Below are 15,757 nucleotides of genomic sequence, written 5' to 3'. Positions count from 1 at the left end.
AATGACTAAAACAGTAGAGCGTGCAGAGCAGAGAACGGTAACTCCTTTTAGATATGATACAGTAGGCAGCTTCCTGCGACCGCAGGTGCTTAAGGATGCAAGAAGCCAGTTTCAGAAGAATGAAATTTCTGCGAATGAATTAAAGAAGATTGAGGATCAAGAGATTATCAAGCTGGTAGAGAAGCAAAAACTTGTAGGATTAAAGGCAGTAACGGATGGCGAATTTAGACGCTCCTGGTGGCATCTTGATTTTATGTGGGGCCTTGATGGTGTAGAGAAGGTTAATCTTGAAAAGGGCTACCAATTCCAAGGGATCGAGACAAGAGCGGAGACAGCGAGCTTGACTGGGAAAATCGGTTTCTCTACTCATCCCTTTGTAGAAGACTTCAAATTTTTGAAGGAAGTTGCCGGTGAAGAAGTCATTGCTCGTCAGACAATTCCTGCTCCTGCGCAATTCCTTGCAGAGCTGCAGCGCGGTGAGAATAAGGCAAGCACGGAAGCCTATTATAGCAATACGGATGAGCTTGCGGCTGACATTTCTAGCGCATACCATGCTGCCATTCTTGCTTTTTATGATGCAGGCTGCCGCAGCTTGCAGCTGGATGATTGCACATGGGGTATGCTCTGTGACAAGAACTACTGGGAGGCAAGGCAGCAAGAGGGAGTTAGTGTTGATGAGATCGTGGCATTGTATGCCCGTGTTAATCAAGTGGCTATCGCCAATCTGCCGTCCGATTTAATTATTACGACCCATGTTTGCAGAGGTAACTATCACTCAACATGGGCATCCTCCGGCGGTTATGAGCCTGTAGCGGAAGCCCTATTCAACATCGATAACATTGACGGTTATTACTTGGAATTTGATACAGATCGTGCTGGAGATTTTACACCTCTTAAAGCATTGAAGGATCAGCAGGTAGTGCTAGGCTTGTTCTCTTCAAAAAATGGTGAACTGGAAGATAAGCAGGAGATTATTAGCCGGATTAAGGAAGCTGCTGAGATCGTTGATATCAACCATATTTGCCTTAGCCCGCAATGCGGATTCGCCTCTACGGAAGAGGGAAATATTTTAACGGAAGAACAACAGTGGGAAAAACTTGCTTTCATTAAAGAAATTGCTGATGAGATTTGGAAATAATTCATTGAATAAAAAATCCCTTGTCCATAATTTTGGACGAGGGATTTTTGATTTCACCATCAAAGTGGTTATTCGCTTTTAATAGAAGGATTTTGATCCACTTTCAAATAAAATTTGTCCGGTAAGTGAAAGATCATAGCCTGCAATTGCCCCAAGCTCTTGTTTGAAGTTTTTGGATTGTAGAATGAGCATCAGAGCATGAATCCACGCTTGATTTTCCGGTTTTTTGATCATCACAAGATCATAGCGTTCATGAATCAATGGAATGAAGTCTATTTGATCAACGATTGAAGCTGTTTTCTCTATACCAACCCCAACATCTGCTTCACCTGAGGATACCTTAGCTGCTACAGACAAGTGATTGGTCTGTACATGGTCATACCCAGTTAGCTGCTCGGTTTTGATCCCATGAAGTCGAAGCTGTTCATCGAGTAAAACACGAGCGCCTGATCCTATCTCGCGGTTGACGAAGCGCAGGCCTGAACGATTTAAATCAGCCCATGTATGAATGTTATGCGGATTTCCTTTTGCTACATAAAAACCGGCTTTTCTCGAAAGTAAATGAACGACCATATAAGGAATGCCTACTAGAAGCTTGCTGACATAAGGAAGATTGTATTCACCTGTATCACCATCCAAGAGATGGGTACTGACAATGTCAGATTCACCCTTATACATGCTTATCAAGCTGTCGAGACTGCCGGCATAGGAGCGTAACGGCCTAAATCCAGACGTATTTTTCTCCAAATGCTTGGCTAATATATCAAGGCTCATATCTTGACCGGTTATAACAAGTGGACGCATGCTATGGCTGACATTAGAAGGTGTAAAATTCACTTGTGTCTGCGGTTCAGGACGAATCTGAGCTTGTGTTTGTGCTTGAGCTTGTGCGCCTTTGCTTCTAAGCTTGTACGATTCTAGATCCGACGCATCAACTCGCATCTGCTTGCCCACTCTGTACGAGGTTAACTCGCCTTTTTTGATCAAATCATAGACTGTAAGCTTGGAAATCTTTAAAAGCTTTGATATTTCTTCTGTTGTATAAGAAATTTCTTGTGACATTCCTTGCCTCCTCATAGAAGGTTCCATCTCAAATTATATAGTTTCATTGTAGCATACCTTTGTACGGGAGGCTTTTGCATGTTTTCCGTTTACAATTCATAGAGAAAGTAAGTATAATGAAAACTAATTATAACTAGATATAACTAGATAGAGAGATGGAGGAAGTCATATGTTCAAATTAGGTAAAGGTAGTTTGTGGATTTCAGTGATTTTGATGTTGTCGATTGTATTGAGTGCTTGTGGAAGTAATGTGAATTCTGATAAAAATCAGAGTTCAGAATCACCCGTTGGAACAAGTGAAGCCTCTGTAGAATCAGTAGAGCTGACGATTTCAGCTGCTGCAAGCCTGACAGATGCTTTGGGTGAAATTCAGAAGATTTACGCATCAAAATCCAGCAATATTAAGCTTGTTTTTAATTTTGGCGCATCGGGAGCTCTACAGCAGCAAATTGAGCAAGGCGCGCCAGCTGATTTGTTTTTGTCAGCTGCAACTAAAAATATGAAAGCGTTGGTCGATAAAGGATTGATTGATAGCGGAGAGCAGCAAAATCTGCTGGCAAACGAGCTTGTTGCAGTAGTGCCACATGATTCCGATTCGAACATTGCCAGTGAGCAAGATCTGGAGAAAGCCGAGTTGAAGATCATCGCAATTGGTATCCCTGAGAGTGTACCTGCGGGGAATTATGCGAAAGAAGCTTTAACGAATGCAAAACTATGGGATAGCTTGCAAGCGAAAATGGTACAAGCCAAGGACGTACGGCAAGTGCTGCAATACGTAGAAACAGGCAATGCGGATTTGGGATTTGTATATAAAACGGATGCTTTAACGTCTTCTAAAGTGAAAATTGCTTTTGACGTTGACGCAAGCAGCTATTCACCGGTGAATTATCCAATCGGAATTGTGAAAGCCACCAAACATAGTGAAGAAGCCAAAGCGTTTTACGCGTTTCTTCAGACGGATGAAGCATTAGACGTATTTAAAAAATACGGATTCTCCATTTCGCAATAAGGTTTCTCATTTGGAGTGTTAGATAAATATAATAATGTGAGGGAGTGTACATAACTCTCTGGTAAATAGTAAAGAGCCGCTAGAATCGCTTCTAGTGGCTCTTTTTCTTGTCTTTTTATTTAAATTCCTTTACTGCTAAAAGCAAAACTCTATACTATACGAAGTAATTGGATGCAGCAGTAAGTCGTATATGCTATAAACCAGTAGTTATATACATATTTGGACACAGCAGTAAGCCATCTATGCAATAATCTGGTACTGCTATACGTATTTGGACGCAGCAGATATAGAAGTAAATCATCTATGCTATAAATTTGGCAGTTGACTATATTAATTTCATATTATGATACTAACGCAGTCATTTGGCTGCCAGAGGGTTGCTTAGTTTCAAAAAGTGAAACTAGCACCCTCGTAATGCTTCTACCGTAGTCCAATTGCTCTGTATTATTGCAATAATTGAAACTACGACAGTGAAATTCCTTTGAATTTTATGATTAATTTCAATATTCAACACTAAAGTTACTCATAAAAACGAAATGCAGCAATAAGCGGGAGTACTATACGTAATGGGATGCAGCAGCAAGTTGTATAGGCTATAATCCAGTAGTTTTATACGTATGTGGACACAGAAGTAAGTCGTATATGCTATCATCCGGTACTGTTATACGTACTGTTATACGTAATTGGACACAGCAGTAAGTCGCCTACACTATACAATTCACAATTGTATAAATTAATTTCATATGATGAAACTAACGCAGTCATTTGGCTGCTAGATGGTTGTTTAGTTTCAAAAAGTGAAACTAGCACCCTTGTATTGCTTCTACCGAGGTCCAATAGGTCGATATTATTTCAATAATTGAAACTACAACAGTGAAATTAAAATGCATTTTCTGATTAGTTTCAATATTCAACACTAAAGTTACTCATAAAAACGAAATGCAGCAATATGCGGGACTACTATACGTAATGGGATGTAGCAGTAAGCTATATAGGCTATAAACCAGTAGTTTTATACGTATTTGGATACAGAAGTAAGTCATATATGCTATTATCCGGTACTGTTATACGTACTTGGACACAGCAGTAAGTCGCCTACACTATACAATTCACAATTGTATAAATTAATTTCATATGATGAAACTAACGCAGTCATTTGGCTGCCAGAGGCTTGCTTAGTGTCAAAAAGTGAAACTAACCCCTCATAATGCTTCTACCACAGTCCAATTTGTCGGTATTATTTCAATAATTGAAACTATGACAACAAAATTCTGTTGCAATTTTTGATTAATTTCAATATTCAACACTATAGTTACTCATAAAAACGAAATGCAGCAATAAGCAGAACTACTATACGTAATTAGATGCAGCAGTGAGTCGTTTTAACACTGTAGTTACTCATAAATACGAAATGCAGCAATAAGCGGGAGTACGATACGTAATTAGATGTAGCAGTAAGTCGTTTTAACACTAAAGTTACTCATAAAAACGAAATGCAGCAATAAGCGGGAGTACGATACGTAATTAGATGTAGCAGTAAGTCGTTTTAACACTAAAGTTACTCATAAAAACAAAATGCAGCAATAAGCGGAACTACTATACGTAATTGGATGCAGCAGTAAGTCGTTTTAACACTAAAGTTACTCATAAAAACGAAATGCAGCAATAAGCGGGAGTACGATACTTAATTAGATGTAGCAGTAAGTCGTTTTAACACTATAGTTACTCATAAAAACGAAATGCAGCAATATGCGGAACTACTATACGTAATTGGACGCAGCAGTATGCGGTAATACTCCACTAGGGGGAATTACATTTTTGCCTGGGGCCCTTTATTAACGGATTCGCCCTTTATCAGTGTTACATAGATTCTCTCATGATCAATGGGCTTACCTTCAATCATTTTCAGAAGCTGTTCGGAGGCTAAAGCGCCCCATTTGCGCATCGAGTAATCAATTGTAGCTAGTCTAGGGGTCACATATTGACTTAGTTCAATATTATCAAAGCCAATAGGATGAATATGTTCCCCTATGATCAGTGTCGTGTTGTCTTTCAGTTCATTATATAAACCAATCGCCATCTCATCATTAAGGCAGAAGACAGCAGCTGGCTCCGTATACTGTTCAGCAATTTGCTTAGCAGCTGCTTGACCGGAAGCTTTGTCGAAATTACCATGAATTTCAATATATTCGAGATGAGGATTACGTTCCACGGCTTGTTTGACAGGCAGCAGTCGTTGATTGGCATCATAGGAGCCTTTTGGTCCCGTAATGGCGTAAATCTTATTGTGACCTTGCTCCAGCAGGTAATCCATTGCTAGAGTAGAGCCAGCTTTATTATCCAGTAAAACCTGATTGATATTAATATGGTTCAACTCGCGGTCCAGAACGACCAGCTTATGATTTTGATCTGCATATTTGAGCAGCGCATCATTAGAAAAGGTTTCATCTAGAATGATTGCACCATCGATCAGTCTCTCAGGAATCATGCGATGCGACTGTAGGCCGCTGCATACGATGAGATCGTAGTTAAACCGGTTAAGCGTTTCTTTTACACCCTGTAGTAGTTCCCCATAGAAATTGCCATTAAAATCAGTTAAGAAGATTCCAATAATGTTGGATTGTCTTTTCTTGAGTGACCTAGCAGCAGCATTTGGCACGTAATTTAATTCATTAGCTATTTTTAAAATCCTTGCAGTCGTTTCTTCCGTTACTTTATTGCTTCCATTAAGAGCGTAAGAAACTGTCGATATGGAAACACCTGCCAGCTTGGCGATATCCTTAATACTAGCCACCGTTCTTACTCCTCTCGTAAATCCTGCATGAATTGAACAGTTTCCAGTGAAACGTTTCGATTTCTACTTTACAGCATTTTGAAAACGTACGCAACTTCAATTTGGTCCAATATTCTAATCGATAATTAACGTTTGACTTCGAATTAACACAGATTTATAATCAAAAAAGGAACGAATCGAAACGTTTCGATTGAATCGTACATTATTATTAGGAGGTAGTAAAATATTATGTCTAATCCGATAAACACAGCTTCAGACCCATCAAAAGGACGCTCATCCATAAATGAATTGCTGGAGCAAATGACGCTTTCCGAAAAAATCTCACAGCTGCTTCAGCTGGCTGTTCCATTCTTTGAAGGAGCAGATGGCGACGGGCTAATTACAGGTCCCATGAACGAGCTTGGTATAACGGAGGAGACGGTTCATAATTCAGGTTCCGTGCTTGGTATGGCAGGAGCGCAAGAGACGATCAATGTTCAACGTACGCATTTGCAAAATAACCGTCTCGGTATTCCTTTGCTTATGATGGCGGATATCGTACATGGTTTTAAGACGATCTTCCCAGTGCCGCTGGCAATCGGTTGCTCATGGAATCTAGAGCTGGCAGAGCTAAGCTCAGAGATTGCAGCGAAGGAAGCTTCTATATCAGGTGTACATGTTACTTATGCGCCGATGGTGGATCTAGTTCGTGATCCAAGATGGGGCAGGGTTATGGAATCGACAGGTGAAGACCCATACTTGAATACACAATTCGCTCGGGCGTTCGTTCGCGGTTTTCAAGGAACGAATCTTGCAGGTGACAACGATAGAGTTGCAGCTTGCGTGAAGCATTTTGCTGCATATGGTGCTGCTGAAGCTGGCCGTGACTACAACACCGTTGATATGTCGGAGCGTCAGCTTCGCGAGTTCTATTTGCCAGCTTACAAAGCTGCTCTTGATGAGGGCTGTGAGATGGTTATGACGTCATTCAACACGGTAGACGGCATTGCGGCAACTGGTAATGAAAAGCTAATGCGTAATCTGCTTCGTGAGGAATGGGGCTTTGACGGCATTCTAATCTCTGACTGGGGAGCAGTTAAGGAATTAATTGCTCATGGTATTGCTGAAGATGAAGCCGAGGCGGCATTAAAAGCGATCCGTGCAGGAGTAGACATCGAAATGATGACGACCTGCTATTCCAAAAATCTAGAGGAACTCGTAGAGAAAAATGAAGTGGATGTGGCTCTTATTGATGAAGCCGTGCTTCGTATTCTGACTCTTAAAGAAAAGCTTGGCTTATTCGAGAACCCTTATCGAGCTGCTGATCCTGAACGTGAGAAGGAAGTTGTATTCTGTGACGCCCATCGCGAGGTATCACGAGAGCTAGCTGTAAAATCATGCGTGCTATTGAAAAATGAAGGCGTCCTGCCGCTTCGTCCAGAGCAGAAGATTGCTGTCATTGGTCCATTTGCTCAAAGCGGGGATTTGCTTGGTCCTTGGTCTTGGACAGGCTCTAAGGATGCTGTAGTTCGGGTAGCAGAAGCAATCAAAGGGAAGCTGACTGCATCCGGAAATCTGTTCACAGCTGATGGCTGTGATATTGAAACGGCAACAGAAAACCAATGGGTGGAAGCTCAAAAGGCTGCGAAAGATGCTGATGTTATCGTTCTAGCACTAGGTGAGCATTCAGACATGAGCGGTGAGGCTGGCTGCCGTGCGAATATTCAGCTGCCTGAGGTTCAGCTAGAGCTTATCCGTAAAGTGAAAACACTTCAAAAACCGATTGTCGTTGTTCTATTTAATGGTCGTCCACTTGATCTGCACGGTGTATATGAGGAAGCGGATGCTATTCTAGAAGCATGGTTCCCTGGTAGCGAAGGCGGGCTTGCAGTAGCCGATTTGTTGTTCGGTGATGCTAATCCGTCCGGCCGTTTGACGATGTCATTCCCATATAGTGTTGGTCAAATTCCTGTTTATTATAATGCTTTCAATACTGGCCGTCCTCAAGGTGCTCCAGACGCACAAGTTCGTTACGTATCGCAATATCTAGATATTCCTAATGAGCCGCTGCTTCCTTTCGGTTTCGGCTTAAGCTATTCCGATTTCCAATACGGCGAATCACAGATTTCCTCGGATACGATGACGCAAGAGCAATCACTTACGCTTACAGTCAAGTTGACGAATAAAGGAACTGTCGCTGGCGAAGAAACGGTTCAGTTCTACGTAAGAGATGTATCAGGTGAGGTTGTTCGTCCGGTTAAAGAATTGAAGGGCTTCCGCAAGGTAACGCTTCAACCGGGAGAGACGCAAGAAATCGAATTCACGCTAACAGAGGAACAATTGCGTTATTATCACTCTGATCTCAAGCATTACAGCGATGCAGGAACTTTCGTGGCTTTCGTTGGTCCGAACAGCAAGCAAAACACAGCACACACATTCAAGTTAGTAAAATAATAGCAATGAGGTCAGAAGGTGAAACTTCTGACCTCATAACAAAATAAACGCAAAAGAGAAACGCCTTCTGAGGCGTTTCTCTTTTGCGAAACTTATTTTACGAACATATTTGCTATTCCTTAACCGCTCCAACAACAATACCTTTAACAAAGAATTTTTGCAGGAAGGGATAGACCATCAATATAGGCAATGCGCCGATAAAGATCTGTGAAGCTATTATAGTTCGTTTAGATAGATTAGCTACCATAGCTGGATCAAACTTCGTCATATCTGCCTGAATGATGATGGTTTGCATGAAGCTTGCAAGTGGTAATCGCTCAGCATTTCTGATGTAGATGAGTCCGTCAAAGTAGGAGTTCCAATGTCCAACCATAATAAACAGTGAAATCGTCGCAATGGCAGGCATAGAAACCGGTAAATAAATGCTGAAGAATGTTCGTAATTGACCTGCGCCATCAATAAAGGCAGCTTCCTCAAGCTCCTTCGGAACGCTTCTGAAGAAGTTAAGCAGAAGAATGAGGTTATAGACAGAAACCATTCCTGGAAGGATAAGTGCCCATATTGAATTCATCAGTCCGAGTTTCAGAATCAAAATATAGCTTGGAATTAACCCGCCGTTGAAGAGCATCGTCACAACGAAAAACCAAATGTAGGCGTTACGAAGACGGAAGATTCGTGTTTCTTTGGATAATGCATAAGCAGCAACCGTGTTAACCAACATGGCAAGCGCTGTTCCCAAAATAGTCCTTATGAGAGATACTTCTAGAGCCGAAAGGAAGTTGGCATTGCCGAACGTTTTGGCATAGGCTTCAACTGTAAAGCCAATCGGCCATAACGTAACCAACCCCGCATTTGCCGGAGCGGCTGAGCTCAAGGATACCATGAGCAAGTGATACAAGGGAAGCATACAAAGAAGTGCGACAGTGGCCAATAAGATATAGTTAAACACATTGAAAATACGATAAGGCAGCGTTTTATGGTACATGAGTGGTCACCCTTTCTAGAAGATTCGGTACCCTGCGAATTTATAAGCGAATCGATATGAAATGATAATCAAAGTGATACTGATTACAGATTTGAACAGACCAACTGCTGTAGCAAAGCTGAACTGCCCGCTAAGCAGACCTTCACGATATACGAAGGTATCAATGATATCACCCTGTTGATAGATCAATGGATTATATAAGTTAAACACTTGGTCAAAGCTTCCGCTCATGACGTTTCCGAGTGCTAATGTTCCTACAACAATGATCATCGGAATAATGGAAGGCAAAGTAATATTCATCGTTTGCTTCCATCGTCCAGCGCCATCCACTTCAGCAGCTTCATATAGAGCTGGGCTGATGCTGGATAGTGCGGCAAGGAAAACGATTGTATTAAATCCAAACTCTTTCCATACATCACTGGCGATAATCGTAAATCGGAACCAGCTGCCGTCTCCTAGGAAGAAGATTGGTTTAATTCCAAATAGGAAAGTAAGAATTTGATTTACGAAACCAGTTTGGGCGAGTAAATCAATCAATATGCCTGACAGCGTCACCCAAGAAAGGAAGTGAGGAAGGTAGACGAGCGTTTGAATGGATCGTTTGAAGCCCATTTGTCTAATTTCGTTCAATAGTATGGCGAAGATAACTGGAATAGTTAAGTTCATAATAATTTTCCCACAAGCAAAAAACAGGGTATTCATTGTAATTTGCAGGAAATAGTCATTTTTAAGCATATACGTAAAATGCTTTAAGCCTACAAATGGGGAACCCGTTATCCCCAGTGAGGATTTATAATCTTGAAATGCCATAATGATACCAGTCATTGGTATATAAGAAAAAATAATTACTAAAATGACAGCGGGCAACACCATTAAATGCAACATCCAGGGTTGCTTATATCCGCTTTTACTCCCTTTGCGGTGGTTCGGTTTCTTAAGGCTCACCTGCCGTACAGTATTTTCGTCCATAGCTCTCTCCCGTCAAAAATTGTTTAGTGTATAATGAGAATCTCTGATATATATAGTAACAGGCGCTTCTGCCACTGGACTATATGACAATGTTAGGGATTGATATGTTTTTATTAGGAATCATCATACGGAGGAATTCATAATGGAGCGGAATAGCGGCATTTCTTTTGTGAAAAAAAGGATCAATTCCAGATTTAGTTTATTTGCCAAGATAAATGGATTGATCGTCATATTATTCATACCCATTATCTTCATTTTCACTTATTCCAATAACATCGCTTTCGATGTTGTAAGTAATGAGCTTCAGGCATCCAGTACGAAGCAGTTGGGTTTTTTGTCCATTCAAATTGATTCTCGTATTAACCAGATGATGGATTTTACGATGACTTTCTCGAAAGACCCTAATGTACAGAAATTCAACGGACTTAATATTTGGGAAGATCGATATGACCGCATGCAGACAAGATTTGTTATGCAGGAGAAGATGGCGCTTCAATCAGGTGTCATGGATATATGGCCAGCTAGATATACGGTTCATTCACAGCATAATAAGGACGTCCTTTCTAATTACAATAATACGAATGGATATAGCGAGGAGTATCTAAAGAGGAATATGAGCGGGAAATGGACTTATGGTGATGGAGATCCCGTATCCTCTCAAGGACAAAAAGCTTTTTATTGGTTTTATACGGATGCATTAACCCAGCAGGGAACATTGACAGGAAGCAATCTAGTCATTGAAGCCAGCTTTGGCAATGAAAATATTCAAAATATGCTAGATTCCTATAAAGCGGGTGGGAGAGGCGAGCCTATTTTCTATCATAAGGGTGATGAGACCATTCTGAATCGGAGTGCGGATAAGGTATTAGCAGATGAGTTAATTCATTATTTAGACAAACAGAATTTAGAAGATACAACGCAGCAGGTTGTGAAATTGGCAGGCAAAAATTATTTAGTAAGCTCAATTAGATCTCCTCACTTGAATTGGCATTTGGTTGATGCTGTTCCGCTTGATCATTTGATGGGACCGATATCATTCAGCCGCAATTTATTCTATCTGTCGATGCTTCTGTTATTTGTTGTTGGTATTTCATCATCCATTTTGCTGTACCGTAATGTTCAACGTCCGATACGTAAACTAATTGATGGCTTGCGGCGTGTGCAACGCGGAGACTATTCGGTAAGGCTTCATTCCAATGATAATAATGAGTTTGCATTTTTGTTTTACCGGTTTAATGATATGTCGCATCAAATTGAAGATTTAATTGAAAATGTGCTCAAAGAAAGTCTCCGTTCGCGGGAAGCTACGTTAAAGCAGCTGCAAGCACAAATTAATCCGCATTTTTTGTATAACTGTCTTGGTTATATTATTAATATGGCACAAATGAAAGACGAGCAAGCAGTCGTATCAATGGCTTATAATTTAAGCGCTTACTACCGTTATACGACACGAATGGAAAAGGACACCGCGACTTTGGGTGAAGAAGTTCGTTTACTGGTTAATTACCTAGATATCCAAAAGCTTCGCAATGGCAGAATTGATTATCATATTGATATTTCCGAGGAAATGTTGAAGCAGAGTGTTCCGCGTTTGATGCTGCAGCCCATCGTTGAGAATGCCGTCATTCATGGGGTAGCAAAATCATATTCGTCAGGTGAAATTCGTATTAGCAGCGAAATGTCAGAAGGATTTTGCAAAATTTATATTGATGATGACGGTCCGGAGACGAATTCAGATGTGTTTGATGCATTAAATGCAAAAATGAAGGAGCCTCTGCAAGAGGAGATGGGCTGCGGCCTTTGGAATACGAATCAGCGAATCATTCATCAGTTTGGAAACCATTCCTATATAAATTTTATGAAATCACCTCTAGGAGGCTTTCGAACTGAAATTGTTTGGGAGATCGCAGCCATAGAAGCACATTATAAATATCCCGCCAAACAAGGAGATGCACACGATGCAAATGATCATAGTTGACGATGAGGTACACTGGGTAGAGAACTTAGCCATGCACAAATCTTGGGAGAAGCTCGGCATAGAGCAGGTTCATAAAGCATATTCGGCAAATGAAGCACTACAAATCATAGCAATGAATCCAATAGATATTGTTATAACGGATATTTTGATGCCTGAAATGACAGGAATGGAGCTTTTGGAACGGGTTCGTTCCCATGATAAAAGAATAAAATTCATTATATTATCGGGTCATTCAGATTTTGAGTATGCTCAAAAAGCAGTTCAGCATCAAGCAGTAAGCTATTTGCTTAAGCCGCCGACTGATCAAGAATTATACGGTGCGGTCGAAGCTGCAATTGAACAATTGAATGCTGAATATGAAAGCATTAGCTCATTGGAACGTACCCAATACACCCTTCGGGAGAACCTTCCGCTTCTGCGAGGTCAACTGCTTCAGGACGCATTGCGTGGTCATCAAATGTCAGATGACGAATGGAGTCGGAAGCTCGAAAACTACGGATTGCCATTCGTAAAAGGGGATTGTGCGCTGCTGCTTGTCCGAATGGAGGATGATTTCGGAGAGTATAAGTATAACGGTCAGCAGCTTATGGAGTATGCGATTATTAATATGGCTGAAGAGATTATCGGCGAGTTTATGGAGGTTTGGGGTGTCAAAGATGAGTATGGATATCTTGTTTTCCTTCTCCAGTTAAAGTCAGATAAAGCTCATATTGGTAAGGAAGTGGTTTTGGAGAAGCTTGCTTTGCAGCTGCAGCATAAAGTGAAGCAGTTTCTTAGGGGATCTCTGTCTATTGTTATAACGGAATGGTTCCAGTTCCCCCAAACGCTTCTGGATCAATATAGACAAGCGTTCAATTATTTCCGTCAAATCGTTGGAGACGAACGTGAATTTGTTATGCGAGTAGGCAACTTAGATGAGAACGGCTCCCAAGGACCATTGGATACGCTCTATATGCCGCCGGCATTAGGCAGCCTGCTCGAGGCAGGACGCTGGGACGCGGCGGAAGATAAGCTCATGAGCATATGCGCCGAGCTTGAAGATAAATGGAATGAATCATGGGAACATTGTATGGAGGCGGGGTTTGTAATCGCATCTTCCTTTACGCATCTCTCGCATCGTAATGGTCATTCGCTCACTAAGCTGCTGGGAACGGATATGGAACAGCTGCAAAGCGGAGAAGCGTTCTCCTCCATCAGCAAGCTTCGCAAATGGTCACTCGGTGTGCTCAGCAAACTGAAAGAAGGAACATCCAATGAAATCAAAGATATACGTTCCCTGTATGTGAAGAAGACGCAGGAGTATGCGGAGAAAAATTTGCATCACGATGTTTCGCTGCGCGTACTGGCTGATCATGTGAACTTGCATCCAACGCATTTATCTAAAATATATAAGATTGAAACAGGTGAAGGAATTAGTGATTACGTGTTCCGTTTGCGTATGGAGCGGGCATGTCATGTGCTGAAAACATCCAGTAAAAGGGTATATGAAGTTAGCATGGAAATAGGCTATTTGGACCCTGCGTACTTTATAAAAGTGTTTAAACGCCAGTTTGGTGTAACACCGCAGGAATATAGGGATAGTAATTAACAACATAACAGAGTCCTATCGAAACTAAAAAAGTCATATAGATACCTTCCCTGATTAATTGGTAAAGTTACACCTGTAAGATTCAACTTTAAGGGGAGATCAAAGATGGGTAACTTCAAAAAAACATGGTTGCTGCTCGCGATCGTAGCACTCATGGTGATCACAGCTTGCAACGGTAATAATGGAGCTGGGAACAAAAATGCTTCAAAAGCGACAGATGCTCCAACGAACGGCGCGACTGAAAAAAGCGAAGCAGATATCGCTTTTGAAAAAGGCAAATATGATCCGCCAATTGAAATTAGTACAATCCTTATGCCAAGAGATTATCTTCAAGGCGAAACGAAAGAAAATAACGTTCATGACCGTTGGATGCTAGAAACTCTCGGTATTAAGTATAAAGACAACTGGTACCCGGCTAATGACGCTCAAAAACTACAAAATCTACAGCTTGCTATCACTTCAGGCGAGAAGCTGCCGGATTTCGTACAAGTGCCAAATGACCGTGTATTGACGAATCAATTGATCGATTCAGGCCAATTTATTGCTATCGATGAGTTGTTTGATAAGTATGCTAACAAAATCTTGAAAGACCACTCTGCTGCTCATCCGGAATTATGGTATCCGTTCACAAGAGACGGCAAGAAATACAATATGCCAATTCTTGAGTACACGGACAATGATGATACGCTTCTATGGCTGCGTGAAGATTGGATGGAGAAGCTGAACCTGGAAGCTCCTAAAACAATCGCTGATCTAGAAAATATTATGGATAAATTTAAAAATCAGAATCCAGATGGCTTGAAGCCTGAGAAGGTATTCCCGCTTGCGATTTCTTTGAAATCAGCAACTAACACTTGGATGGGCGGATTGGACTGGTTATTCGGTGCATACGGTGCCGTTCAAGAGCAATGGAATAAGGATGCTGATGGCAACCTTGAATATGGTTCCGTTAATCCAGGAGCTAAACAAGCACTTGCGAAACTGAATGAATGGATGGATAAAGGTTATATTCATGCGGATTCCGCACTTTGGGATGAAGGTAAATCAGCTGAAATCTGGACACGCGGTGAAGCAGGCGTATTGCCAGGCGCTAACTGGGTACCGGATTGGCCAGCTCCAGATCTACTGAAAAACGTACCTACTGCAAAATATAAAGCTTATGCAATTCCTGCTGGTCCTGATGGCCACATTGGAACAAAATGGCAAAACTCAGGCGTTAACTCTAGTATTATGATTAACAAAGATGCTAAGCATCCAGAAGCTATTTTCCTTTACTATAACTACCTGCTAGACAACCTAGCTGATCCTGCAGCAGGCAGCGAGTTTGAATATGGCTTTGCTAAAGGCTTTGACTGGGACGTTATTGACGGTCAACCAACAAGCAATAAAGACAAAATTAAAGATTACTTCAATGCCTTCCCATTCATTACAGGTCCCGCTCGTATTCCAGATCTGTTCATGAGTACGTTGGTGAAACTTGCTGATGGCGCTACTCCAGAAACACCTTACGAGAAGCAACAAGCTGAGTTCCGTAAACCGGAAAACTGGTATGCTGCGAAAGTTGTAATGTCACAACTAGACATTCGCAAACAAAACTACTTCACAGGTGCTGCGACAGAAACAATGATTTCGAAATGGAATCTTCTGCGTCAATCTGAAATGGAAACTTTCAATAAAATTATTTACGGTCAATTGCCAGTTGATGCTTTTGATACTTTCGCTGCAAACTGGAAGAAAAACGGTGGAGAGCAAGTAACAAAAGAAGTTAATGAGTGGTTCCAATCCGTTTCGAAATAAAACA

The 15,757-nt window shown here is 41.3% G+C and carries 10 protein-coding genes; 6 read left to right on the top strand and 4 right to left on the bottom strand.

The features are described from left to right. The first annotated feature begins 1 nt into the window (after window position 1). Window positions 2–1,138, top strand: a complete 1,137-nt coding sequence (locus AC0YOD_RS25615; protein WP_475802179.1) for a 5-methyltetrahydropteroyltriglutamate--homocysteine S-methyltransferase — start codon at window positions 2–4, stop codon at window positions 1,136–1,138. Window positions 1,139–1,216: 78 nt separating this feature from the next. On the opposite strand, the gene AC0YOD_RS25610 is transcribed toward AC0YOD_RS25615, so the two are convergent. Then, window positions 1,217–2,200 carry a substrate-binding domain-containing protein gene (locus AC0YOD_RS25610; RefSeq protein WP_475802178.1) on the bottom strand — a complete coding sequence of 328 codons (984 nt, stop codon included), beginning with the start codon at window positions 2,198–2,200 and terminating at the stop codon, window positions 1,217–1,219. Between the two features lie 169 nt (window positions 2,201–2,369). Here AC0YOD_RS25610 and modA point away from each other — a divergent pair, with 169 nt between their 5' ends. Then, the gene (gene modA / locus AC0YOD_RS25605; RefSeq protein WP_475802177.1) at window positions 2,370–3,209 is read left to right on the top strand and encodes a molybdate ABC transporter substrate-binding protein; all 840 of its coding nucleotides are present in this window, start codon (window positions 2,370–2,372) and stop codon (window positions 3,207–3,209) included. A 1,810-nt stretch (window positions 3,210–5,019) separates the two neighbouring features. Here modA and AC0YOD_RS25600 read toward each other — a convergent pair. Then, a complete protein-coding gene (locus AC0YOD_RS25600; RefSeq protein WP_475802176.1) occupies window positions 5,020–6,003 on the bottom strand; it encodes a LacI family DNA-binding transcriptional regulator in 984 nt (327 codons plus the stop codon). A gap of 228 nt (window positions 6,004–6,231) precedes the next feature. Between AC0YOD_RS25600 and bglX the strand changes: the two genes are divergently transcribed. Continuing rightward, complete coding sequence (gene bglX, locus AC0YOD_RS25595; protein ID WP_475802175.1) at window positions 6,232–8,436, top strand: beta-glucosidase BglX; 2,205 nt, start codon at window positions 6,232–6,234, stop codon at window positions 8,434–8,436. 112 nt (window positions 8,437–8,548) lie between these two features. Here bglX and AC0YOD_RS25590 read toward each other — a convergent pair whose 3' ends face one another. Beyond that, complete coding sequence (locus AC0YOD_RS25590; RefSeq protein ID WP_475802174.1) at window positions 8,549–9,421, bottom strand: carbohydrate ABC transporter permease; 873 nt, start codon at window positions 9,419–9,421, stop codon at window positions 8,549–8,551. A gap of 15 nt (window positions 9,422–9,436) precedes the next feature. Then, window positions 9,437–10,306 carry an ABC transporter permease gene (locus tag AC0YOD_RS25585; protein WP_475802173.1) on the bottom strand — a complete coding sequence of 290 codons (870 nt, stop codon included), beginning with the start codon at window positions 10,304–10,306 and terminating at the stop codon, window positions 9,437–9,439. A gap of 226 nt (window positions 10,307–10,532) precedes the next feature. Here AC0YOD_RS25585 and AC0YOD_RS25580 point away from each other — a divergent pair, with 226 nt between their 5' ends. From AC0YOD_RS25580 to AC0YOD_RS25570, 3 genes are all read left to right on the top strand, one after another. Further along, window positions 10,533–12,368 carry a sensor histidine kinase gene (locus AC0YOD_RS25580; RefSeq protein WP_475802172.1) on the top strand — a complete coding sequence of 612 codons (1,836 nt, stop codon included), beginning with the start codon at window positions 10,533–10,535 and terminating at the stop codon, window positions 12,366–12,368. Then, entirely contained in the window at window positions 12,349–13,956 is a 1,608-nt protein-coding gene (locus tag AC0YOD_RS25575; protein WP_475802171.1) for a response regulator transcription factor, read from the top strand. Before AC0YOD_RS25580 ends, AC0YOD_RS25575 begins: the two co-directional genes overlap by 20 nt. A 105-nt stretch (window positions 13,957–14,061) precedes the next feature. Then, window positions 14,062–15,753: a type 2 periplasmic-binding domain-containing protein gene (locus tag AC0YOD_RS25570; RefSeq protein WP_475802170.1), complete on the top strand. Its 1,692-nt coding sequence runs from the start codon at window positions 14,062–14,064 to the stop codon at window positions 15,751–15,753. The last annotated feature ends 4 nt before the right edge of the window (window positions 15,754–15,757 follow it).

The sequence above is a fragment of the Paenibacillus sp. J31P13 genome, from assembly GCF_056269295.1.
This window is presented reverse-complemented; position numbering and strand designations above follow the sequence as displayed.

What these genes read in the sequence shown, in the direction of transcription:
- AC0YOD_RS25585 (WP_475802173.1), bottom strand. Translation starts at nt 10,306, where the DNA reads ATGTTGCATTTAATGGTGTTGCCCGCTGTCATTTTAGTAATTATTTTT.
- AC0YOD_RS25615 (WP_475802179.1), top strand. Translation starts at nt 2, where the DNA reads ATGACTAAAACAGTAGAGCGTGCAGAGCAGAGAACGGTAACTCCTTTT.
- AC0YOD_RS25580 (WP_475802172.1), top strand. Translation starts at nt 10,533, where the DNA reads ATGGAGCGGAATAGCGGCATTTCTTTTGTGAAAAAAAGGATCAATTCC.
- AC0YOD_RS25575 (WP_475802171.1), top strand. Translation starts at nt 12,349, where the DNA reads ATGCAAATGATCATAGTTGACGATGAGGTACACTGGGTAGAGAACTTA.
- AC0YOD_RS25590 (WP_475802174.1), bottom strand. Translation starts at nt 9,421, where the DNA reads ATGTACCATAAAACGCTGCCTTATCGTATTTTCAATGTGTTTAACTAT.
- AC0YOD_RS25570 (WP_475802170.1), top strand. Translation starts at nt 14,062, where the DNA reads ATGGGTAACTTCAAAAAAACATGGTTGCTGCTCGCGATCGTAGCACTC.
- AC0YOD_RS25610 (WP_475802178.1), bottom strand. Translation starts at nt 2,200, where the DNA reads ATGTCACAAGAAATTTCTTATACAACAGAAGAAATATCAAAGCTTTTA.
- bglX (WP_475802175.1), top strand. Translation starts at nt 6,232, where the DNA reads ATGTCTAATCCGATAAACACAGCTTCAGACCCATCAAAAGGACGCTCA.
- modA (WP_475802177.1), top strand. Translation starts at nt 2,370, where the DNA reads ATGTTCAAATTAGGTAAAGGTAGTTTGTGGATTTCAGTGATTTTGATG.